We start from the raw sequence: 22327 nt of genomic DNA, 5'->3' as shown, positions 1-22327 counted from the left end.
ACGTTTTATAGTAGAAATGCCTAACAACCAATCAACAGTGCTGAGGCATGAGTATGGTAAATCTGGACACCCGATGGGACGCGATCGCAAGCTACGCCAATTACACAAGTTATGATAACTCCAATAATTTCAATAGGGCAAAGCCGTCAGGCAAGAAGGCTGTGTCTGGGAGAAACCCTTGTCGCGTAGTGCATTCGATTCCCGGACGGGTGCGATTTCGCGTGCCTCGGTTGGTGGATGATGCGGATTATGCCCAGAGGCTAGAAGCATTGATGGCGTCTCAGGATGGGGTGACAATGGTGCGTATTCGTCGCGCCGCCGCGTCTATGGTGATTGGCTATGACAATCAGCAGCTATCTGATGTTCAGATGCATCGGGTGCTGCTGAGGTTGATTCAAGAAGGTCAGGATAACGGGTTAGGCGAACTTAAGAGTGGTACTCTAGACCAGGAACAGGATCAGATTTCCCCGGTTGATGAGAGTCCAGAGGAGACGACGGAGGACAGTGAATGGTCTGAATTGAAACGTCCCGCCCTGGCTACTCTCCTCGCCCTGTTAGCCGGTCCGTTGCGCCTGCCTATTCCTCAATCGCTGGTGGCGGGTTCTGTCGCTGTGGCGGGGTTACCTGTGGCGAAACGTGCCATCAAAAGTTTGCTGGGGGAACAGCGCCTCACGATTGATAGCTTGGATTTGGTGGCAATTACGCTATCCTCAATTCAGGGAAACTGGCTGACACCCGCCCTGATGATGACACTGCACGAATTAGGAGACATTATCCGCGATCGCACGGCTCGTTCGTCTCAGGCTCAAGCCACGGATTTACTCGATTCTATCGGACAATATGCTTGGGTGCAGTGTAATGGGGAAAAACAGCAGGTTCCTCTGACTGAGGTAAAACTTGGGGATACTGTAATCGTTTATCCGGGCGAACAAATTCCCATCGATGGCGTGGTGTTGCGGGGAAATGCCACGATTGATCAACAGAAACTCACCGGGGAATCCATGCCTGTGGTACGAGAAGCGGGACAAACCGTCTATGCATCCACATTAGTGCGATCAGGGGAATTATATATCAAAGTGGAACGGGTTGGGGCAGATACCTGCGCGGGTGCGAGTATTCAGTTAGCCCAGCAAGCCCCCGTTCATGATACCCGTATGGAAAATTATGCGGCGCAATTGGCAGAACGGTCAATTATGCCCGCGTTTCTCCTCGCCAGTGGGGTTTGGGCAATTACTCGGAATCCGGCTAGGGCAGCCTCTATCCTCACCCTGGACTTTGTTACCGGGATGCGCGTCTCGATTCCCACCACCTTTCTCGCCGCCCTCACCCATGCTACGCGCCATGGTATTTTAGTCCGTTCAGGACGAGCTTTGGAACAACTGGCTCAAGTGGATACGATTGTTTTCGATAAGACGGGAACGTTAACCCAGGGGAATATTCAAGTTGTGGCGGTGGAAACCGTAACCAATCGCTTGTCGGCACACCGTATCTTAGAACTTGCAGCAGCAGCAGAACAACGGTTGACTCATCCCGTGGCGGAAGCGGTGATGCGTTACGTGGAGGAACAGGGTATTGATATCTTACCTCGTGGCGAGTGGCATTATGAAGTGGGATTAGGCGTGCGGGCGGAAATTGACGGTGAGAGAGTATTAGTCGGCAGCGATCGCTTTTTGCGACAAGCTGGAATTGATGTAGATTGTTTTTATGATCAGCATCCCTGTTGTGGTGAATCATCGGAATGTCAGCACGATTGTCCGATTTCTGCGGATTCATCCTTAATTTATGTGGCGTGTGAGGATGAATTCCAAGGGGTGATTCAATATAAAGATCCCTTGCGAGGAGAAAGCCGCCGGGTGATTCATCAGTTGCAGCATGAGTATGGCATGGAGATTCATCTGTTAACCGGGGATAGCCAAACTAAAGCCGTCGCTGTGGCGCAGGAGTTAGAGATTCCCTTGTCGCAGGTTCACGCCGAAGCCTTCCCCCAAACTAAAGCCGAGGTGGTGCATCGGTTAAAAGAACAGGGGAAAACAGTGGCGTTTACCGGGGATGGGTTAAATGATTCCGTGGCGTTAGCGTATGCTGATGTGTCGATTTCCTTTGGTGATGGTTCAGCGGTGGCACGGGAAACAGCGGATGTGGTGTTGATGGAGAATGACTTAGCCAGTTTACTGGATGCGATCGCGATCGGCAAGCAAACTTTGGCAATTGTGCAGCAGAATACCGCCTTAGCGGTTACGCCTAATGTGGCGGCGTTGGGATTGGCGTCAACGGTGGGACTTCATCCCTTGGTTGCCACAGGGGTGCATAATGGAAGTGCGATCGTGGCTGGGTTAAATGCGCTACGACCGTTAATGCATCGGGATTAGTCATTGTTTGTAGTAGGCACTTTAGTGCCAAGGCTTTAATGGTTATGTCCTGATGATTGCTGCTTCAGCAACGATAGGCGTAAAACCCGCCCCTACACAGCAAATGTAGAGACGTTGCATGCAACGTCTCTACACCCTATCAGGTAGGCAGGATTAGTTAAAACTTATCGGTTTCAGAGGGTGAACTGCCTCCTCCGGGTTTGGTAAGGAATAAGTTATCCTCGACCTCATTCTGATAGATACATTCAATTTCTGGATTACCTTCCAATGGACCGGTGAAGCCAAAGGTATTCATCCGATTTTTACAGGATTTCACTTGATCCGAAGTAACCAGATTCCGTTTCTCTAAAATTGCCCAGTTGTTCCGGCGCAAAACACATCCGGGGCGCATACTCGGCTGGGTGACATAAACGTTAAAGGGGTTGAGGGTCACAAAAACCCGCATATCGGTGACCATCGCGCTGGCACCGTACTGGATACATAATTCCGGATTCGGCGCACTGCGGTCAATAGCTTCCCGGGATGCTACATTTTCCAGATTGGGACTGGCGGTGGAACTAAAGGCGATACCAACGCCAATTCCCAGGATAAAAATCCCGCCGAGAATGGCTAGGGTGGTGGCGTTCAGGATAGAAGCGATAGGGTTCGTTCGGCGTCTCATAGGAGTTAAATCAACGTTGCTAAAATTGCCAGGGAGGGATTAGAGGGATTTAGAATATCAGACGGTCAGTTTTAAAACACTATACAGTGACTAAGTATATTTTACCGGGTATGAACATCTCAGCCTCCTTCTTCTAGTATGCACAATACAATGCTCCCCACGACATGTCGTGTCCCTACGCCCATCCTCAAAACGCCCTCATCCCTGACTCGCCATCACAAAGTTAGAGAAACTGAGTTGATTCACCTGATGCCATTGGTAAATCTGTTCGCGAAAGCCCTTCCACTGCTCGTAAACCTCTTTAAACGTACTATCTTGAGCCGCATTCTCCTCATATATCTCAAAGGATGCTTTTTGAGCCGCTTGCATAATCTCTTGAGAATAGGGCGTCAGCTTCACCCCAGCCTCCAGCAGTTTTCCCAGGGCTTGTTGATTTAAGGCATCATACCGTGCCAGCATATTTAGGTTGGCGTCCATGGCTGCCGTTTTGAAGACTTCCTGATACTCTTTGGGCAATTTATCCCACTCTCCCTTATTCACTTGCACTTCTAAGGTTGCTCCTGGTTCCCACCAACCGGGATAGTAATAGAGTTGAGCCGCTTGATGCAAGCCCAGTTTCTCGTCATCATAAGGACCCACCCATTCAGCCGCGTCAATTGCCCCCCGTTCTAGTGCTAGGTAAATCTCGCCACCGGGTAACACTTGTGCATTAACCCCTAACCGGGACATCACGTCACCCCCTAACCCAGGAATCCGCATGGTCAAACCCTGGAGTTCCGCCACCGAGTTAACTTCTTGCTTAAACCAGCCGCCCATCTGAGTTCCCGTATTCCCCGCCGGAAAGTTAATCACGCCGAAGTCACTATAAAGCTTGTGCATCGCCTCTAAACCACCGCCATGGTATAACCAGGCATTCTGTTGTTGGGCGTCTAAACCAAAGGGAACAGTTGTGCCAAATGCCAAAGCTGGGTTTTTGCCGATGTAATAATAGCTAGCGGTGTGACCACATTGTACAGTTCCAGTTTGTACCGCATCTAGCACCTGCAATCCGGGTACAATTTCACCAGCAGCAAAGGGCTTAATCGTGAACCGTCCATTGGTCATTTCACTGACACGCTGGCTCATGGTTTCTGCGCCGCCAAAAATAGTATCCAACGATTGGGGCCAACTCGTTGCCATGCGCCATCGAATTCGGGGTTGGCTACCGCTTTGCGCCACTGAATTAGTGGCGGTTGGGCGACACCCCGCTAAGGCGGCGGTGCCTGTTGCACCAATGACAGCATTCCCGACAAATTTTCTACGTTTCATGAGTTTGCCCGTTGCACCAAGTTGATGACTGACTGTCCCAGCTTGCCCTTGGGATTGTGGTAATCTGGGATACTTTTTCTCTGCAAGCCCTGATTCTACCAGAGGAAGTTTCCCTTTGAGTATAAAAGTATAACCTGCCCTCTGTAGAAACGTGCCATGGCACGTCTCCAGTCAATTGTCGGAGCGGGTTTAGCTACTGTAGGGGCGGGTTTAGCTACTGTAGGGGCGGGTTTAGCTACTGTAGGGGCGGGTTTAGCTACTGTAGGGGCGGGTTTAGCCACTGTAGGGGCGGGTTTAGCCACTAAAGCTTGCTGATCACTGATCACTGAAAAACAAAACCCGCCCTGGCTGGTGACCGATAACGGATCACTAAAACCCGTCCTGATTGATCAGTCATAAGTTATACATCAAAAAATGATGAGTTTCCTAGATTGTAGTTATTCAATAAATTCCAATTGCCCATGACTTGGTTTATATTTGCTACCCTAACCGCTGTTTTTGAATCGCTCAAGGATGTCACCAGTAAACATGGTTTAAAAACCATTAATGTTTATATTGTCTCGTGGTCGTTAATTGTCTTCACGCTTCCCTTATTGCTGCCCATTTTATTTTTCATTAACCTCCCGGAACTGGGGAATCGGTTTGGACTCGCCTTACTGGTTGGCGGCAGTCTCAATGTGATTTCGATGATTTTATATATTAAGGCGATACAGGTGTCCGATTTATCGATTACAGTTCCTTTAATTACGTTTACCCCCCTGTTTCTATTAGTCACCTCTCCGCTGATTGTCCAAGAATATCCGACAATCATGGATGCCATCGGTATGGTCTTGATTGTCGCAGGGTCTTATATTTTAAACTTGAAGGAAAAAGCGCAGGGTTACTTGGCACCGTTCAGATCTCTGTTCCGGGAAAAGGGACCGAAACTAATGATCCTGGTGGCGTTTATTTGGAGTATCACCTCTAACGTTGACAAAGTTGGGGTGCAAAATTCCTCACCAACTTTTTGGGCGATCGCGAATTATTCGTTTATTGCTACGGCGATGACACCAATCATGTTGTATAAGGCTGATGATCGCTTAACCCAAATCCGCCAAAATTTTATCTCCTTGATACCGATTGGACTCTGTCACGGTACGGCTGTCCTCTTCCAAATGCAGGCGATTGACATGACGCTGGTGGCTCATGTCATTTCGGTTAAGCGTATGAGCGCCTTACTCAGTGTACTCTTGGGGCATTTAATTTTTCAAGAGAAAGGCTTAAAAGAACGGTCAATTGGTGCAGCAATCATGATTTTTGGGGTTGTGTTAATTACACTCTGACTAAAAAATAATAGAGACATAATCTGGGATTTTTTTTGTCGCCGTAGAGTTCCAATCGGGTGAATTTTATGACGTTCAAATAAGATACCCCATTCCTGGATATCGGGTAAACCCCTGAAAATCAATAACCATTGGCTCAACACTTTAGGGGGATAGTATCTTGGCTATCAAATTGTCACAAACTCTAATCACAAGAAAAAAAGCGATGGTAGCCACAAATAAAAATTTAGTTTACGATCAATGTATAGGTTTGTAAATAGACAAAAAAATAAACCTTTCGGTAGATACCTGCCTGTCTATCCAGATATCACAGAAGCAAAGGTTTAAAAAGGGTGTACTCAACGACAACCATCAAGGGTCTAAGCTAACACACATTTAAATATCTGCCTTGACATCCTGGCTGTTTGCAGTATGAGGAAAGGGTCAGTTGATTCCGCCATCACGGACAAAACCCATAACTATAGCAGATAAAATGTACAACCGCTTAGTGGAACCTGTGACTCTAAACCTAGGGTCACCAATTGCCTGAAAAAATCTTGATGGTAGTAAATTAGGCAGCACAAAACGTTGTAGCAGTCTAGGGAATCACCAGTTGTGAAAATAGCATTGCTGATTGGGGTAAGTGAGTACGGCTATGGTTTTCACCCCGTACCCGGAGCCGTTAACGCTGTTGAAGCGATGCAACGTGTTTTGCAGTATTCTTTTGATGAGATAGAAACACTTCTTAATCCGAATCCGCCCGTGATGCGGGAAGCCATCGAAACGCTATTGAGTAAGCGTGACGAGGAAGATGTCGTGTTGTTGTTTTTCTCAGGTCAATGTATCCAAGATTATAATGATACCGTCTATTTAGGAACTGGCATCACCGCCACTCGCATGACTGATGACAATTCTCTCAAAGAATTAGTCAAGGCAACCGTTGTTCCAGCTGGTTTAATCCAGGATATACTTCGCCACAGTCCCTGTCCGCAGAATATTGTGATTATCGACGGTTACTGTAGCAATATTTGGGATTGGGAAATAACGGCAAACGACTATAATCAGGTTGGGTTAAAACAACAAATGACGGGTGAGAAGTGGGCGCTTCTGAGTTGTTTTAGTTCCATACCCTATTTCAACCAATCCGAGCAATCTCAACCCTCGGATTACACTCGTTACTTAATCGAAGGACTCGCCACGGGACTCGCTGATCGCAATCATGATGATTGGATTTGTGTCAAGGAACTTCATGACTATGTTTCTCAGCAGCTTAAAATCGTGGCTCCCGCTTTAAAACCTAGATTATATGCTAGCGAACCTTACCAAGCGATCGCCCTGAGTCAAGTCCCCCTAAATCGCCTCACCTTGAAGTATCGTAAAGAAGCACAGCGCTGGATCAGAGGGGGTGAAATTTCTGTTGGGGGTCGTTCGGCTTTGGATACATTAGCCCAAAGTCTACATCTCACTCCAGCCGATTGTGCGGCGATAGAAGCCCAAGTTTTAACTCCCTATCGCGAGTATCAGGAAAAATTACAGCGATATAAACAAGCGTTTCGGGAAGTTTTCCGAGCCGATAATTCCCTCAACCCCAAGTCTCGTAAACTCTTAAAAGATTTGCAACAGTCTTTAGGATTGAAAGATCAAGATATTAAAGACACCGAACAAATAATCCTATCCCAAAAGCAATCCCGCTTGAGGTCCCAACCGAATCTCGACAGTGATCCGGATATGGAAAGACGCGGCGGAACAGACATTCGAGACTCTCTAAGTCGGCGTTCGGTTTCACTCATTCGGGATCAAAAAGAAACCACCGACGCCTCCACACCGACAGAGATGTTACCCCAATCCAAGGATAACGTCCCACCGACTCAATCCGTTGAACCCACAGCACCCCCGTCAGCCTCTGCACCTGGGGAAGTGTCACCTGAAGCCGAGGATAGTGTCTCAGCCAATCAACCCGTTGATTCCTCAGCACCCCCTATCCCGTCATTCACACCGATGGAGGTATCACCCCAACTAGAAGATAAACCCATTGATCCCACCGCACCACCCGCCTCCGCCTCCACACCGCCAGAGGTTTCATCACCACAAGACGAGAATGCGATCGCGCCCTCATCCACCTTTGACTCGATTAATCCTGAACAAACCCAAGAATCAACCTCATCCAATGGCAATCAACCGGAAAGAGTCTGCTTAAAACCCAATTCTATCCCCGAATGGTATATGCAAACGCCAGAGGAACCCGAAACCGAACCGACTGCTGGCGTCCAAGTATCATCAACTCTCAGCAATTTCTTAAATCCTGAACCCGTTGCTTCCAAATCGTCCAACAAACTCCTTCTTTGGGCAGGAATTGGTGGCGGTTTAGCTACATTAGCTCTACTGATTAGTTTATTTAATCGTGCCTCCATCCAACCGTCAACCGATGCAACGGATACCGTTGTCTCATCACCAACTACTTCTCCCACAGCGGCAAAATCCAGTCCCTCCCCATCTCCTTCTCCCTCTCCTGAACCGACACCATCGCCAGAACCTGCCACTTGTTCAGTCATTGTCACCGGAAATGTCCGTTCTGATCCAGCATCATTTCGCGATAATGTGATTACCTATTTAACTAGAGAACAAGTCCCGATCACAGGCAAACAAACCAAAGGCGGCTGGATAGAAATAAAACTTCCCGATCAAGGTCTAGCTTGGGCGCATCGGGAGGTAATCTTAGACGAAGAGGATATAGATTCCTGCATGTTTGAACAGGGAATGACGATTGAACTGGTTCCCGATATTCCACCGCCGCCCGATTTCGTTTATGACGATGACGAGGATTAACATCGGTAGAGACGTTCCGGCGGAATGTCTCCAAAGCCTGACAACTTATTTCTCATTGGTTAAACTAAAATGAAATAATCCCATCTAAACCCTTAACGCCAATCGGTGGATATGAAAGCCAGTTACACCCTCAGTCAATCGTTAATTGCCGCAGACAGTCCCTCAACCGTAGACTTACTGATTACCTTTCAGGGATCGGAGTCGAATCAGCAGAACTCCTCGCGTCGTCCGCTGAATCTCAGCTTAGTCTTAGATCGGTCGGGTTCAATGGGGGGAACGCCGCTACGATATGCGATTCAAGCCGCCCAAAATCTTATTGATCATCTCACCCCCGATGATTTTGTTTCGGTAGTGATTTACGATGACACCGCCGAGGTGATTATTCCCCCAGAATTAGTTGGCGATAAAGCCGCCATTAAAGCAAAAATTGGCAAAATCCGCGCTGGGGGTTGCACCAATTTAAGTGGCGGCTGGTTGTTGGGATGTAGTCAAGTTCAAGCCAACCAAAGTCCGGAACGGATTAATCGCGTCTTACTCTTAACTGATGGATTGGCAAATTATGGGATTAAAGATCCACAAGTGCTGACGAAAACCGCCTTAGAAAAAGCAGAGGCGGATATTGTCACCACAACTTTAGGGTTTGGTCATTATTTTAACGAAGATTTACTGATTAACATGGCAAATGCCGCCCGGGGGAATTTCTACTTTATTCAGTCTCCCGATGACGCCTCCCAAGTGTTTGACATTGAGATGGAAAGTTTGGTGTCGGTTGTGGCGCAAAATCTCAGGGTGAGGCTACAACCGGAAGAATTTGTGGAGGTTGGTGAGATTCTTAATAACTATCGGTTTTCCCAAGTGGGTGATACGGTAGAGATTGTCTTGGGGGATGTGTATGGCGTGGAACAAAAGCCCTTAGCAATTCCCTTAACCGTGTCGCCGCGATCGCAATCCGGAATGACGACGATTGCTACGGTGACGTATGACTATCAAACCATTGTCGAAGGCAGTATCCAAGACATTAGCAATCAGTTTTCCATTACCTTAACCGTCGGTTCAGAAGCACAAGCCAAAGATATCCAGCCTGATCCGCAAGTCTTGGAACAAACCTCTCAGTTGAGAATTGCCAAATTAAAAGATGAAGCCGTTTCCCTGGCGGATAAAGGAGACTTTCAACAAGCGGTAGTTAAACTGCGGGAAACAATTGAGGAACTCAAACGCAAGACATTAGACGAATTCTTTGACATTGCCGAAGAAATAGCCCAACTGGACTACTATGCCCAATGTTTAGAAAATCGACGATTTGACCGGGCAATTCGCAAAGAAATGCGCGATCAATCCTATCAAACAAAAACCCGCGATCGCGAAGATTTAAAATTCCGTGGAACCACAACAGGTGCAGCCAGTGGGTTAGAGGTAACAACGAATCCCGATAGTGGTGTTTTAGTCAAATGTGAACGGATGGGGGGTAAGCTACGAGTGCGGGTCATTTCTGAGGGATATAATCCGGATTTAAACGTGCAGTTTCCTCGCAGTATCCGCGAACAAGGTGTTACTTATGTCGTGGATGAAATTACCCCATCTGCTAATGGCACATTTTATCGCGCCTCCGGAACCATTCGCCGCCTGGTTAAACCCGGTGAAGAAAAAGCATCCACCCAAAAAACTGCTCAAAAAGGGAAAAAACTACAAACTGCTAAAGCCCAAGGAACGGCGGCTGATTTAGAAACCACCGATACGGTAGGAGATGGGGTTCTAGTTCAGTGTATTAAGGACGGGAAAAAACTGCGAGCCAGAGTGGTTTCAGATGGCTATAATCCTGACTACAATATCCGTTTTCCGCGCACAATTCGAGAGGAAGGGATATTATATGTAGTGGATGAGGTTAAGGAAAATCCCCAGGGAGGGTCTTATATTGCCTATGGGAAAATCCGCCGATTAGTTCAGTAGTTATGAAAGTAAGATAGATATTAATATCATGTCCGGTGGAATACTTACGCTATCGGTGGAGACAAGGCAGAGGGCAGAAGGCAGAAGGCAGAAGGCAGAAGGGAAGGAAGAAGGTTGCAAGGTACAAGGGAATAATGACTGTTTAGGCGGACATGATATAACACCTATTAGTGATGGCTTAATTACACAGACAGATCCCCGACTTCTCCAAAAAGTTGGGGATCTTGCTTAGAGTAGCGAGCAAGATGCTCGCACTACAAGGATGAGAGCTATTATTGACATCAAGGTTTAAATGCCGAACAGCTAATAACAAAGAGGCATTCTCAGAGTTTGCTAAACTAGCACAATTAGGCTGAATACTCAAATAGCCGCAAAATCCCTATGGTTAGAACATTAACCCACTGGACTGTCGCAGATTATCATCAGATGATTAAAAGTGGCATTTTGGCAGGTCGGGAGGTTGAACTAATCGACGGACAAATTATCGATATGGCTCCAGAACTCCCGATTCATCGGGTTACCTATCGACGCGGTGTGAAGTACCTAGAAGCTCTTTTAGGGACTCAAGCAGTTGTCTTTGCTACAGCGCCAGTTACATTACCCAGTGATGGTGAGCCACAACCGGATATTTGTATCGCCATACCCCCAGAATCGCGTTATGATCAGCGTCATCCGCAACCCAACGATATTTATTGGCTCATTGAGGTATCCAATTCAACCCTTTCCTATGATTTAAACGAGAAGGCTCAGATGTATGCGCGGCATCAAATACGAGACTATTGGGTGATTGATATTCCAGGGAGTCAGTTGTGGGTGCATCGTGAACCTAACCAGGGCAAGTATCAATCTGTGGTTAAGTATTCGACGGGTATAATTATGCCATTAGCATTGCCGCACGTCGAAGTGGACGTGCTTAGATTACTACAGTAACGTTTTTATACACGTCTTAAGTAGGTTGGTGGAAATAAACTCAACCTTATGAAGTTATGTTAAAAAGCCTCAAACCCTTACTGTTCCCTGTTCCCTGTTCCCTAATCTCAACCGTTAACTTTAATTGTGTCCACCCAGTTAAACCAAAGGAGACTGATGATAATTATCAAGTAAATCCGCCGGATTTTGATAGACTCTCATACAGCCTGCTTCTTTTAACTCGGCTTCCGAGAAACCACCGCAAAGCACGCCAATCACATCTAGATTTATTTTACAGGCGGCTATAGCATCATAAGGACTATCCCCCACCACAATTGCCTCTTGGGGTGTCATCCCATCCAGCTTCCCTAATGCGGCTTGAAAGATATCGGGATGGGGTTTTGACTTTTCAACATCGTCTGTAGAGGTTGCACCGTCTACTAAGTCTTCAATATCCAACAGTTTTTTGTAGTGAGTCAGGGTTTCGGTTCTAGCTGAAGACGCCACGACAACTTTTTTGCCATCGGCTTTTAAGCGTTCAAAGAGTTGGCGCACTCCCTCAAAGGGACGCACCTGAGACAGAAGATTTTCTTGATAAAATTCTTTGCGATAAGTGGCAATATCCTCACCAAGGCGTTCAAATTCCGCTTGAGAAATAAAGACAGGAATGATATAGTTACTCCCCTTACCGATTTGATCACGGATTTTATCGTAAGGCACATCATAGCCAAACTGTTTAAACGCTTCAATCCACGCCTGGGCGTGCAGATCAACGGAATCAACTAAAGTGCCGTCTACATCAAAAATAACAACCTTTGGCATCACAGGTTCTCCTTTTGTTTCCCTTCATTATGCCGATGCCATTCTAGGAAATCAATCTAGCCTGAGAGAGATACTACTCAATCCGCCTTTGTCACCCCCTTTTTAACTTTTTCCTGGGAACCTTCTGCCATCTGCCATCTGCCTTCTGCCTTGTCCCAACCAAAAAGGGGGTAGTTAACCTAGATTTAGTATTACTGCCTTTTTTTAGATTTAAATAAGACACCAATCGCTCGACCTTGGGGATCTCGTTGATAGAAAAACGTTTTACCTGTATACTGTTGCTGGTCTAAATCAAACTCATTAATCAGCAGGCGATCGCCTTGGTTATCAGGTATCAATGCCCCTTCCAGCATGGCATATAGCTTGTTACCACTGCTATTGAGTGCCAGCCCTTCAAATCCTTTAGAACCGCCTAAATTGGCTGTACCGTCTAATTGAGGATTATGAGGAGACTGAACCAAGGGGTTATCACCCAAACCCAGAAAATTGGGCAGCGAAATTGGCGCATCCAGAACTTGACCATCCGCTGCAACATGGAAGAGAAACGGACCAAATTCATCCCCAAACCAGTAGGTTCCATCACTTGCTTGACGGAAGGATTCAATGTCAAAATCAGCCCCCGTTAACCAACGATTGGATTGAATCCTTTGGTCTACAGGAATGGTGGTTCCTGGATAAAATGATTGTTCGGCAATAATTGGAAAGTCTATCTGGTTTGTCCCATCATTTAACTGTAAAAAACTGTCCTGGCTAAAGCTAGCCAGTCGTTCGCCCGTTTGGAAATTAACCGGGAAAACTTGACCCGTGGTAAAATCGGGTTCAACGGCATAAACCCGGAGCAGAAAGTCAGCCGAATTACTTTTACTGCCAAAACCGTTATCTGTGGTAACCCGAAAGGTTCCGGGTTTGGGTCCCGGTAAAACAGCCGAAAATCCTTGCACAGGTTGTTGATCGGTAAAAGGGATAGAAATTTGTTGTCCTGAGGTGGGACCTGGGGCAAATGTATCTGCCTCAAGAATAGCCCGTCCGGTCAGTTGAACGGCAGCGGCTGGAGACGTGAAAATTAAGGGTACAATCAGAGAGGGTAGACTACTGAACAATAGATAGGAACGCTTTAACATTTGTCTGCACTAAGTAATAATCTAAGTCGTTTAAATTATATAAGCGTCGTGAAGATTTTGCTATGGATTCATTAAAACTTTATATAAAATTCATATAAAAATCGTGTAAGTGTGGACACAATTAAAGTTGTAGGTTGGGTTGAACGGAGTGAACCCAAACGATGTTGGGTCTCGTTCCTCGATCCAACCTACTATTAGGATAATCAAATCAAAGCCAATAATTATAAATAGGTTAGTCTAAAGAAACGTAACTATGTTAAATTAGGCATATAAGCGTCAACCCCTGACCAATGACAAAGGACAAAGAACAAAGAACAAAGGACAAAGACTTAGTCCTGATCGGCGGCGGTCATAGCCACGCGATCGCACTGCGGATGTTGGGGATGAATCCCTTGCCCGGAGTACGGTTGACGCTGCTCACCAATGTGTCTCATACCCCCTATTCCGGAATGTTACCGGGTCATGTGGCGGGGTTCTATACCTTTGATGAATGTCATATCGATTTGCGGCGTCTTGCTCAATTTGCTGGCGCTCAATTATATATTGATCAAGCCGTAGGTTTAGATTTAAACTCAAATAAAGTTATTTGTGCCAATCGTCCTCCCGTTGCCTTTGATGTCTTATCCATTGATATTGGTAGTACCCCCGCCAAAGAATCGGTTCCTGGTGTCGCTAAATACGCCATTCCTGCCAAACCTGTCCCCCAATTTTTAAAGCAATGGAATCGAATTATTGAAACCATTGCACAACATCCTCAGCAATCTCTGAGTTTAGGAATTGTCGGCGGTGGTGCAGGTGGCGTGGAACTGGCGATGACAATGCAACGGCGTATTCATCAGGTTGAAACCTGTCATCACACCTCGGTCAATCTTCATTTATTTAATCGGGGTGATCAACTCTTGTCGGGGCATAATTCCTGGGCGCAGCGATATGTTGAGAAGCTGCTAAGGAAGCGGGGAATTCAGGTGCATCTAGGGGAAACCGTTTCTCAGATATTACCGGATCAAATTTGCTGTGAATCGGGTTTAGTTGTCGATTGCGATTACAGCTTCTGGGTAACCCAAGCCTCTGCACCGAGTTGGATTGCTGAATCAGGATTGCATACCACTTCAAAGGGTTTTATTTCCGTTGGTGATACGTTACAATCCTTCTCTCATCCCCATATTTTTGCCGCTGGTGATATTGCCACCATGGTAAATCATCCTCGTCCGAAAGCTGGGGTATTTGCGGTGCGTCAAGGGAAGCCTTTAGTGGAAAATTTGCGTCGCTTTGTACAGGGAAAAACGCTACATCCTTACAAACCTCAACGACGGTATTTGAGTTTAATTGGCACAGGTGATGGAAGCGCGATCGCATCCTGGGGTCCCTTTGGCTGGCACTCCCGACTATTATGGCGTTGGAAGGATCATATTGATCGCAAGTTTATGCGGCAATTTAGGGATTTGCCAGAAATGGAATCGGCTAATACTGGTGTCCATAAAACACCGAACTTGATGAAATCACCCCGTTTAGGGAAGCCGAAAAACGCCCCGCCGATGTATTGCGCTGGCTGTGGTTCTAAAGTGGGTAGCACTACCTTAGAACGAGTGTTAAAACGGTTGCAGGATGAGTATCCTTTCGCCACGCCAGATAATATTATTCTCGGATTGGGAACACCCGATGATGCGGCGGTGGTGCAAGTTCCCGCCGATAAACTATTAGTGCAAACGATTGATTATTTTCGCACTTTAATCAATGATCCCTTTATCTTTGGACAAATTAGCACCCATCATTGTCTCAGCGATTTATTTGCCATGGGTGCGACACCTCAGAGTGTTTTGGCAATGGTAACAGTACCTTATGCAACAGCCGCCAAACAGGAGGAAACCCTCTATCAATTATTATCGGGGGCGATGAAGGTATTATCGCAGGTACAAGCGCCGTTGGTGGGAGGACATACAACGGAAGGGACAGAATTAACCTTTGGTTTATCCTGTAATGGGTTAGTGCATCCTCAGCAAATCCTTAAGAAAAGTGGGATGAAACCGGGCGATCGCGTAATTCTGACTAAAGCGTTAGGAACCGGTATTTTATTCGCGGCACATCAACGTTTACAAGCAAAAGGGCGCTGGATTGATCAGGCGGTGGAGTCAATGTTGTTATCCAATCAGGAAGCGGTTAAGGTATTCAGAGATCATGGGGTAACGGCTTGTACTGATGTGACGGGGTTTGGATTGATGGGACATTTGGTGGAAATGGTGCAAGCATCGGGGGTGGCGGTGGAATTAGAGTTGGATAAAATTCCCCTGCTCAAGGGGGTGACGGAACTTGTGCAACAGGGAATTGTCAGTTCACTGTATCCCCAGAATGTCCAAGCCGCAAAATTTATCAGGAATCAAGAAGAGATTTGCGATCGCGCCAAGTATCCGGTACTTTTTGATCCGCAAACCTCTGGCGGGTTATTAGCGACAATTCCTAGTGAACAGGCGGAAAACTGTGAGCAAATTCTGCAAGAATTAGGATATAAAGATAGTCGCATTATTGGTCAAGTAATGCCAGCTAGTTCAGGCGTTCCACCAATAAGATTCTTCTAGTTGTCTCTGAAGAAATGTAAAGCGAGTAGGGTAGGCTTTCTGGATATAATTGATGGTGAAATCGTTAAATTAACATAATTTGCCCACCCGATAATAGCTCCCCATGAGCATAGATTTCATCTCGCACCGCTATCGGCACAACAATCTCAGCACTCAGCACCCGCAACAACTCAAAATACCCAGCCTTACTCAAAAAAATTAGTGGCGAAGTATGAATTACCGTCAAGCTAAGTAGTCGGACATAAATAAACGGCACTGTACCCAGAAGGAAAAAATGATTGTAACCTTTGCCTCAAGAGAGTTAGAGTCGCATTTACAAAACTTTGCACAGTTCCCAAAACTTTTGTCCGACTACTTAGACTATAGCGTCAAGCCTTATCCCATAGTAGCTTGAAGCATCCCACAAGGATGAGAGAATCACCCGCTTATTGGACGCGATCGCAAACCCCCCTTTTCCCCCAGATTGTCTTTCTCCACAACCGATGTCCAACAAGGATTACAAAACTTCATACAGTGCCGTTTTCTTTTGTCCGACTACTTATCCAATTGGTTCAATTACTCCAGCCAGAATATTAATGGAGATGGTGCGTTCTCATCCAGATGTTTGGTTTGAGATCAGGAGTTAAATTAAAGAACGCCCCCTACAAGATCGGCGATCACACTTTTGCTTATACCATTGCCTCAAAATATTCTATGACTTCTATCCCCAAGAGTAAAGTTACTTGTTGTTTTAATCTTTGGGCAAATGAAAAATGGATTGGGTCTGCTTTTCATTTTGTCAAGGTCATATTCTTTTTTCATTGTGTTATTCTTCATCTATCACCGACTGCATCTAGCACTCGCTTAAAGGTTCTGAATCCACCATTTCCAGCACCTTTGTCGCCATAAACGAAATGTTCAAATTTATGGTCGTCCCAGTAATCAGCAATCGCCTTTTGCTTAATCAGTGGCCAAGCTACCCCCCAAGCATTTGTGTAGATCGGTAATTTTTTGGCTTCCGCCGTTACTAGCTCTGGTGGAAACTTCTGGTTCAACCCAGCTAGGATTTTTCTGGCGGCAGCAGCTCCCTCCGGTCCACCAGCCTCAGTGATTGGCTCTTTTCCCTGAATTACATTTTGAGCCGATTTGCAATAGTTCTTACATTTTTTTACGGCAAATTCTGTGCGTTCTGTAATTTCACCAGAGGTGGCAATTTGATATAGCCCAAATCCGATCGTGAGAACGCCTGCTGCAATAATAGAACTTGTTAAACCTACTTGAGTGGCTATTACTTTACCCAGGTTCCGAGCAACCCATTTGCCAATGTATACTGGATTGGGTTCAAATTCAAATTCGAGCTTTGGTTTTGCCTCAACCTTGTAGGTATTCCCGTCAGATGTAGTGTGTTGAAAAGCAGCAAGCTGAAATTCGGCACTGGTAGTACAAACTGCGAATTGGGGTTTGCCACCCCGTTCCCACTTGACAATATTGAATTCAAGGGGAGCCATGGTTATGGGAACTGATCCAACATCTGTATCAACTGACACTGCAACCCCAAATTTGGCTTCTTTTGTGGTGAGTTCTCCACCGCCCTTGATCGAAGGTTGCCAGCCCAGAATTTTTGAGCGGACTCCTTGCTCAATTTCATATTTCGCTTCAGCGCCAATTCCAATCGCACCATTTTCGGCATTTCCGACTGGGCCAACTAGCACCTTAGTCGATCCACCCCCTGGTCCTACAGGAGTAGGTACCTGTCCGTTGGCAAAATTGGTGATCGGAGAGGTCACTTTGGTTTGAGATTGACCACTATCAGGGGCTGCCCCCTGAATTGCCTCGACTGAAATTTCCAGGAGTAAATTTGCTGTTCCCATTAATGGACCGAAGGTTCTTTTACCCAGAGGCCACTTAGGTGACGAAAATTTGCCACCCACTCCACCTTGAGTTGCAGGAAAACGCCTAATGGTCTGATTATGGCTAGCGAAATTGGTAATAGAAAGGATCTTTTGTGATGCAGATTGGCGCATAACATGTCCTGTCTCAGTCTCTGGCGATTGGACTTTAGTCTGCACCCCACCCCCCTGCTGCACTACATGAGTCAACTCATGAGCCATCAACTCATTATTCCCCGGCTCCTTCCCCGCTCCAAAATAAACATCACTCCCATGAGTAAACGCCTGAGCGCCCAACTCCTGGTTCATCTGCACCGCTTCACCACCCGTATGCACCCGCACCCCACTAAAATCAGCTCCAAAGCGCGGTTCCATAAACCCTCTCACGTCCTCTGATAACGGAGAACCCCCACCCTTAGACGCACTCAAACGACTCTCTAAATCCCCAGATGCTTGATTTCCGTCTATTTGAGCTGCCCGTTGTATCATCTGCCCCATTTCCACGCGCGGATCAATTTGCCTCTGCACCACAGGTGTAATTGACTGCGCTCGTTGCCAGATCTGATGGGGGTGATGGGGGTGATTGGTGTCCAACTGACGCTGAACGGACGCTGAACTATCAGGAGGCGCTGACGTTGACATTACCTGTAGAGACGTTGCATGCAACGTCTCTACAAGGTCAGCTTCTTGCTCGTAAGTATCTCCTGGCGCTCCTATGGTTAACTTGGTTTGAATGCCAATTTCCTCTAAGTCTTTCCCTGCTTCTCCCGCCTGTTCATTCTCTTCCTTTGCACAATCAGCACATTGGCGTTGAATCGGATTTTCTGAGACTGGGGCAAAAGTAGAGACGTTGCATGCAACGTCTCTACTTAATTGGGAAGCAGGGCTTTGTGTTATGGGTGGGGCGGCATCAAACGTTGGTGCCCAGGGTGATTCAGATTTACGCTGTAGCGTTGACCCTTCGACTTCGCTCAGGGTTAACCCTTCGGCTTGCTCCTGTTCTTTAGCTTGGATTCCTCGCATCACATTCGCGGTGAGTCTATCGGCTGAGGCTCTGGAATATTCCCCTATTTCTTGGGATGGGGCAGATGATGGGTTCGACTTGGGTTGAATTGAAAAATGCCCCAGTTTAGATGGACTCTTACCCTTTTTCTGTACCGTGGTTGGAGTCCAGGATGAATTTTTCTTTTGTACGGGTTTATACTCCATGATGCCGCCTCAGTTGCCCGATAATTTAAGGATTGGAGCCGATTCCCTCAAGAATCCTGGGTGATTCTCCGATATGTTACTGCCTGTCCATTCCGAGAAAACGCCGGATAGCGGCTTGACCCAAGACATCTTGAGATGATGGCTAAATCATAAACTATTTCAAGAATCTCCCATTGTTCAGGACTCACAGAAAATTCCCACTCTGCCTGAGCAAGTGCATCCTCAAGTTGGTCATGGTATGTATCTGTTAGCTCGTTTCCTTCTTTGTCAAGATACAAAAGATAGTATTCAACGTCGTCAGGATACTTGACAATTTGCAGACTATCGGGAACAGCAATTTTCTCCTCTCCTCTAAAATGCTGTGTTTTTTCCGTAGGTTGATTTTGTGTTGATAGAATGATCTTCATAAGAATACGATAATCACTCATGGTATTAATGGTTTAAGTTTTCAGTTCCCTTTTACCTGCTACTAAAAGAGCATTTGTGAAAGGCCGTATTGAATGGGTTTCAGCTTTTACACCATTCTATAAATAAATCTTCAGTCGCCAGATCAGGATAAGCATTCTGAACTATTTGGATAAAAGAAGCTTTAAGCTCTACAAGTTGTGATAAAATGTCATTCTTCTTCACTAATTCCTTGTCTGGATTAGGTCTCCAAGCTCCTCTGTAATGATCTCCTCGTTGAGGAACAAAGTCGCGACATTTTACTTCTATGGTGTGAGCGTCTTTTTTTTCATTAAATATGATTGTTTTATTCGTGCCTTGTTCATAGAGTTCTAAATCAAATGGATAATTATCTTGACGAATAGCATTGATCGCTTCGACTAGCTGTTCGAGAATACATGCCAAGTCAGGATAAACCTCTACAGGCCAAGGATCTCGTCCAAAACCACTCATTTTAAAGAAAACCATACCTGTTTCTTCAAGTCTCTCACAGGCAATAATAAATATGCTATTTATGTCAATACTAACATCATGCCTTTCCCCATCAGTTAATGGCGATGGTGAAGGTAATTTCTCCATGTCTCCTCGAATTTCTAGCTGTAGTGTAAGCATAATGTCCTCTACTGAATATTACAGAGTGTCAAGAGTAGGATAAGCTGTTGTGTAAACACCTCCACGTCGAGGAATAACCCACGCTCGCGAGGCTGGAATAATTGAACCATCAGGCATGATGATTTGTCCGAGTCCTTCTGGAATATTGACTATTGTTGCTTCGGATATATCCGGATATATGCTTCGTAAAAATTCCGCAGCTTCCTCGTTATTTAACCACTGTCCTTGCGGTTGACTTTCAGTAGCAGCTCTACCTCTCAACCGTTGAGTCTTCTTTTTGCCAGCCCCATGTCTGTTAAATGTGTGACCAAATGTGGGCTTACTTTTCCACTCCCAGTTTATGTCATTGGTGTCACCTCCATTTTCCTCTCCTCCACCACTAATGGCAAAAACCTGACTAACTAACCCAGCGAAATCCTCGGCAATATTACCCGTTCCTTCAATAACAACGCTTCCTCCATGTACTGCTGTAGCACCTCCAACCACCGTGGCAGGAGCACCTGCAATGCAACCTATTCCCGTTAAACACAAACTTCCTCCCCCTGCAACTGCACCACCCCCAGCAATCATCTCTAACACTCCTGTGACGATGCCTGCGAGGTCTCCGGCTGTCCTACCCATTTCAAAAGGCCCGCTCCTAGGAAGGGATTCTTCTACTGCTTCTAAGTCTTCGCTGACGCTAGAAGTACCTAAAGAAACTGCCTCTAACACCCATCGCCCCAGTTCCCCGTTGTTACGTAACCACTGATAGAAAGCTCCTGCAATGAATAAGGCTGCATTACGATTGATGCCATTCATGCCAGAAAGTAGCTCTTGAACCCCACTACGCTCCCGGGAAGTTAGGAGACTTTCTCCATACTCGCCTGCATTATTGGAATCAACCGACAAGAGATGTTCATGTACAAGAAGTTCATCACCAATGTAGAGTCGAAAGCTCTCTCCTACCGGAAAATGTTCAATTTTTCCAGAGGATGCCCTTCTCACATATTGAAAACGGCTAGTGTTGTAAACCTCGTATTCATAATCCAGAGGATAAAGCTGGTTCGCATAAACTTGATTTCGATTGGTATCATAGGCATCAAGAAAAATAAAAGTACCTGGTTGCCTCCCTGGTTCAATACGATATTCGATAATGTAACGCTGTCCTGTTGTTTCATCTATGGCGTACTCAACAGTACTACTTTCTGGGTTACTTTCAGATTGGGAGTGAGATTGCTCTTCCTGAGCTTGCAGATATCCCTCACTTCTCTGGCGAGAAACTATAGTTTGTATTTCTTGTGAATGGATCTGTGAGTTTTCTGTTTGTTCATTCTTGTTGCGTAGTACCTCCTCATTCTGCTGCATCACATGAGTCAACTCATGCGCCGTCAACTCATTATTCCCCGGTGACTTCCCTTCCCCAAAATAAACATCACTCCCATGAGTAAACGCCTGTGCGCCCAACTCCTTGTTCATCTGCACCGCTTCACTACCCGTATGCACCCGCACTCCACTAAAATCTGCCCCAAAGCGCGGTTCCATAAATCCTCTCACGCCCTCCGATAAGGGAGAACCTCCACCCTTAGACGCATTCAACCGACTCTCTAAATCCCCAGATGCTTGATTTCCATCGATTTGAGCTGCCCGTTGTATCATCTGGCGCATCTGCACACGCGGATCAATTTGCCTGTGCACTACAGGTTTAATCGATTGTGCTCGTTGCCAGATCTGATTGGGGTGATGGGGGTGATTGGTGTCCAACTGACGCTGAACTGATGCTGAACTATCAGCAGGCGCTGACATTGACATCACCTGTAGAGACGTTGCATGCAACGTCTCTACAAGGTCAGCTTCTTGCTCGTAAGGATCTTCTGGCGCTCCTACCGTCAACTTGGTTTGAATGCCAATTTCCTCTAAGTCTTTCCCTGCTTCTGTCGCCTGTTCTTTCTCTTCCTTGGCACAATCAGCACATTGGCGTTGAATCGGATTTTCTGAGACTGGGGCAAAAGTAGAGACGTTGCATGCAACGTCTCTACTTAATTGGGAAGCAGGGCTTTGTGCTAAGGGTGGGGGGGCATCAAACGTTGGTGCCCAGGGTGATTCAGATTTACGCTGTACTGTTGATCCTTCGGCTTGCTCCTGTTCCTTGGCTTGGATTCCTCGCATTACATTGGCGGCGAGTCTATCGGCTGAGGCTCTGGAATATTCCCCGATTTCTTGGGATGGGGCAGATGACAGGTTTGACTTGGGTTGAATTGAAAAATGCCCCATTTTACCTGGACTTTTACCCTTTTTCTGTACCGTGGTTGGAGTCCAGGATGAATTTTTCTTTTGTATAGGTTTATACTCCATGATACCGCCTCAGTTGCCTGATGATT

Annotated in this window: 17 protein-coding genes and 1 pseudogene; 8 read left to right on the top strand and 10 right to left on the bottom strand. The window is 46.3% G+C overall.

Going from position 1 to position 22327, the window contains the following annotated elements; translation table 11 throughout:
- Window positions 1–53: 53 nt before the first annotated feature.
- Window positions 54–2369, top strand: coding sequence for a heavy metal translocating P-type ATPase (locus tag RIE73_RS22490; RefSeq protein ID WP_446403311.1), 2316 nt, complete (start codon window positions 54–56; stop codon window positions 2367–2369).
- A 157-nt stretch (window positions 2370–2526) separates the two neighbouring features.
- On the opposite strand, the gene RIE73_RS22485 is transcribed toward RIE73_RS22490, so the two are convergent.
- Both RIE73_RS22485 and RIE73_RS22480 read right to left on the bottom strand, forming a co-directional pair.
- Entirely contained in the window at window positions 2527–3030 is a 504-nt protein-coding gene (locus RIE73_RS22485; protein WP_006098983.1) for a DUF3172 domain-containing protein, read from the bottom strand.
- Window positions 3031–3228: 198 nt separating this feature from the next.
- Window positions 3229–4338 (bottom strand): TRAP transporter substrate-binding protein, encoded by a 1110-nt coding sequence (locus RIE73_RS22480; protein ID WP_446403310.1) that lies wholly within the window; start codon window positions 4336–4338, stop codon window positions 3229–3231.
- A 156-nt stretch (window positions 4339–4494) separates the two neighbouring features.
- On the opposite strand from RIE73_RS22480, the gene RIE73_RS22475 reads away from it, so the two are divergent.
- The 6 genes from RIE73_RS22475 to RIE73_RS22450 all read left to right on the top strand — a co-directional run bounded on the left by RIE73_RS22475 (window position 4495) and on the right by RIE73_RS22450 (window position 11342).
- Window positions 4495–4653: a hypothetical protein gene (locus RIE73_RS22475; RefSeq protein ID WP_446403309.1), complete on the top strand. Its 159-nt coding sequence runs from the start codon at window positions 4495–4497 to the stop codon at window positions 4651–4653.
- A gap of 146 nt (window positions 4654–4799) precedes the next feature.
- Window positions 4800–5660 (top strand): EamA family transporter, encoded by an 861-nt coding sequence (locus RIE73_RS22470; protein WP_446403308.1) that lies wholly within the window; start codon window positions 4800–4802, stop codon window positions 5658–5660.
- 594 nt (window positions 5661–6254) lie between these two features.
- The gene (locus RIE73_RS22465) at window positions 6255–8465 is read left to right on the top strand and encodes a caspase family protein (RefSeq protein ID WP_446403307.1); all 2211 of its coding nucleotides are present in this window, start codon (window positions 6255–6257) and stop codon (window positions 8463–8465) included.
- Window positions 8466–8576: 111 nt separating this feature from the next.
- A complete protein-coding gene (locus RIE73_RS22460; protein ID WP_446403306.1) occupies window positions 8577–10412 on the top strand; it encodes a VWA domain-containing protein in 1836 nt (611 codons plus the stop codon).
- A gap of 28 nt (window positions 10413–10440) precedes the next feature.
- Window positions 10441–10644, top strand: a complete 204-nt coding sequence (locus tag RIE73_RS22455; RefSeq protein WP_446403305.1) for a hypothetical protein — start codon at window positions 10441–10443, stop codon at window positions 10642–10644.
- Window positions 10645–10793: 149 nt separating this feature from the next.
- Complete coding sequence (locus RIE73_RS22450; protein ID WP_446403304.1) at window positions 10794–11342, top strand: Uma2 family endonuclease; 549 nt, start codon at window positions 10794–10796, stop codon at window positions 11340–11342.
- Window positions 11343–11480: 138 nt separating this feature from the next.
- Here the strand turns inward: RIE73_RS22450 and RIE73_RS22445 are convergent, their stop codons facing one another.
- Window positions 11481–12143, bottom strand: coding sequence for an HAD family hydrolase (locus tag RIE73_RS22445; protein WP_446403303.1), 663 nt, complete (start codon window positions 12141–12143; stop codon window positions 11481–11483).
- Between the two features lie 191 nt (window positions 12144–12334).
- Window positions 12335–13264: an esterase-like activity of phytase family protein gene (locus RIE73_RS22440; RefSeq protein WP_446403302.1), complete on the bottom strand. Its 930-nt coding sequence runs from the start codon at window positions 13262–13264 to the stop codon at window positions 12335–12337.
- Window positions 13265–13554: 290 nt separating this feature from the next.
- Here RIE73_RS22440 and selD point away from each other — a divergent pair, with 290 nt between their 5' ends.
- Window positions 13555–15837, top strand: a complete 2283-nt coding sequence (gene selD / locus RIE73_RS22435) for a selenide, water dikinase SelD (RefSeq protein ID WP_446403301.1) — start codon at window positions 13555–13557, stop codon at window positions 15835–15837.
- Window positions 15838–15901: 64 nt separating this feature from the next.
- Here selD and RIE73_RS22430 read toward each other — a convergent pair whose 3' ends face one another.
- The 6 genes and pseudogenes from RIE73_RS22430 to RIE73_RS22405 form a co-directional block, all read right to left on the bottom strand.
- Window positions 15902–16063, bottom strand: coding sequence for a hypothetical protein (locus tag RIE73_RS22430; RefSeq protein WP_446403300.1), 162 nt, complete (start codon window positions 16061–16063; stop codon window positions 15902–15904).
- Window positions 16064–16514: 451 nt separating this feature from the next.
- Window positions 16515–16638: pseudogene (locus tag RIE73_RS22425) on the bottom strand (antitoxin); the annotation flags it as partial.
- An 11-nt stretch (window positions 16639–16649) separates the two neighbouring features.
- Window positions 16650–18914 (bottom strand): eCIS core domain-containing protein, encoded by a 2265-nt coding sequence (locus tag RIE73_RS22420; protein WP_446403299.1) that lies wholly within the window; start codon window positions 18912–18914, stop codon window positions 16650–16652.
- A 47-nt stretch (window positions 18915–18961) separates the two neighbouring features.
- The gene (locus RIE73_RS22415) at window positions 18962–19342 is read right to left on the bottom strand and encodes a hypothetical protein (protein ID WP_446403298.1); all 381 of its coding nucleotides are present in this window, start codon (window positions 19340–19342) and stop codon (window positions 18962–18964) included.
- Window positions 19343–19421: 79 nt separating this feature from the next.
- The gene (locus RIE73_RS22410; protein ID WP_446403297.1) at window positions 19422–19970 is read right to left on the bottom strand and encodes a hypothetical protein; all 549 of its coding nucleotides are present in this window, start codon (window positions 19968–19970) and stop codon (window positions 19422–19424) included.
- A gap of 18 nt (window positions 19971–19988) precedes the next feature.
- Window positions 19989–22301: an eCIS core domain-containing protein gene (locus RIE73_RS22405; protein ID WP_446403296.1), complete on the bottom strand. Its 2313-nt coding sequence runs from the start codon at window positions 22299–22301 to the stop codon at window positions 19989–19991.
- Window positions 22302–22327: the final 26 nt, after the last annotated feature.

The sequence above is a fragment of the Coleofasciculus sp. C1-SOL-03 genome, assembly GCF_040220555.1.
In the GTDB taxonomy this organism is placed as follows: domain Bacteria; phylum Cyanobacteriota; class Cyanobacteriia; order Cyanobacteriales; family Coleofasciculaceae; genus Coleofasciculus.
This window is presented reverse-complemented; position numbering and strand designations above follow the sequence as displayed.

What these genes read in the sequence shown, in the direction of transcription:
- RIE73_RS22490 (WP_446403311.1), top strand. Translation starts at nt 54, where the DNA reads ATGGTAAATCTGGACACCCGATGGGACGCGATCGCAAGCTACGCCAAT.
- RIE73_RS22485 (WP_006098983.1), bottom strand. Translation starts at nt 3,030, where the DNA reads ATGAGACGCCGAACGAACCCTATCGCTTCTATCCTGAACGCCACCACC.
- RIE73_RS22480 (WP_446403310.1), bottom strand. Translation starts at nt 4,338, where the DNA reads ATGAAACGTAGAAAATTTGTCGGGAATGCTGTCATTGGTGCAACAGGC.
- RIE73_RS22475 (WP_446403309.1), top strand. Translation starts at nt 4,495, where the DNA reads ATGGCACGTCTCCAGTCAATTGTCGGAGCGGGTTTAGCTACTGTAGGG.
- RIE73_RS22470 (WP_446403308.1), top strand. Translation starts at nt 4,800, where the DNA reads ATGACTTGGTTTATATTTGCTACCCTAACCGCTGTTTTTGAATCGCTC.
- RIE73_RS22460 (WP_446403306.1), top strand. Translation starts at nt 8,577, where the DNA reads ATGAAAGCCAGTTACACCCTCAGTCAATCGTTAATTGCCGCAGACAGT.
- RIE73_RS22455 (WP_446403305.1), top strand. Translation starts at nt 10,441, where the DNA reads ATGTCCGGTGGAATACTTACGCTATCGGTGGAGACAAGGCAGAGGGCA.
- RIE73_RS22450 (WP_446403304.1), top strand. Translation starts at nt 10,794, where the DNA reads ATGGTTAGAACATTAACCCACTGGACTGTCGCAGATTATCATCAGATG.
- RIE73_RS22445 (WP_446403303.1), bottom strand. Translation starts at nt 12,143, where the DNA reads ATGCCAAAGGTTGTTATTTTTGATGTAGACGGCACTTTAGTTGATTCC.
- RIE73_RS22440 (WP_446403302.1), bottom strand. Translation starts at nt 13,264, where the DNA reads ATGTTAAAGCGTTCCTATCTATTGTTCAGTAGTCTACCCTCTCTGATT.
- selD (WP_446403301.1), top strand. Translation starts at nt 13,555, where the DNA reads ATGACAAAGGACAAAGAACAAAGAACAAAGGACAAAGACTTAGTCCTG.
- RIE73_RS22420 (WP_446403299.1), bottom strand. Translation starts at nt 18,914, where the DNA reads ATGGAGTATAAACCCGTACAAAAGAAAAATTCATCCTGGACTCCAACC.
- RIE73_RS22415 (WP_446403298.1), bottom strand. Translation starts at nt 19,342, where the DNA reads ATGAGTGATTATCGTATTCTTATGAAGATCATTCTATCAACACAAAAT.
- RIE73_RS22410 (WP_446403297.1), bottom strand. Translation starts at nt 19,970, where the DNA reads ATGCTTACACTACAGCTAGAAATTCGAGGAGACATGGAGAAATTACCT.
- RIE73_RS22405 (WP_446403296.1), bottom strand. Translation starts at nt 22,301, where the DNA reads ATGGAGTATAAACCTATACAAAAGAAAAATTCATCCTGGACTCCAACC.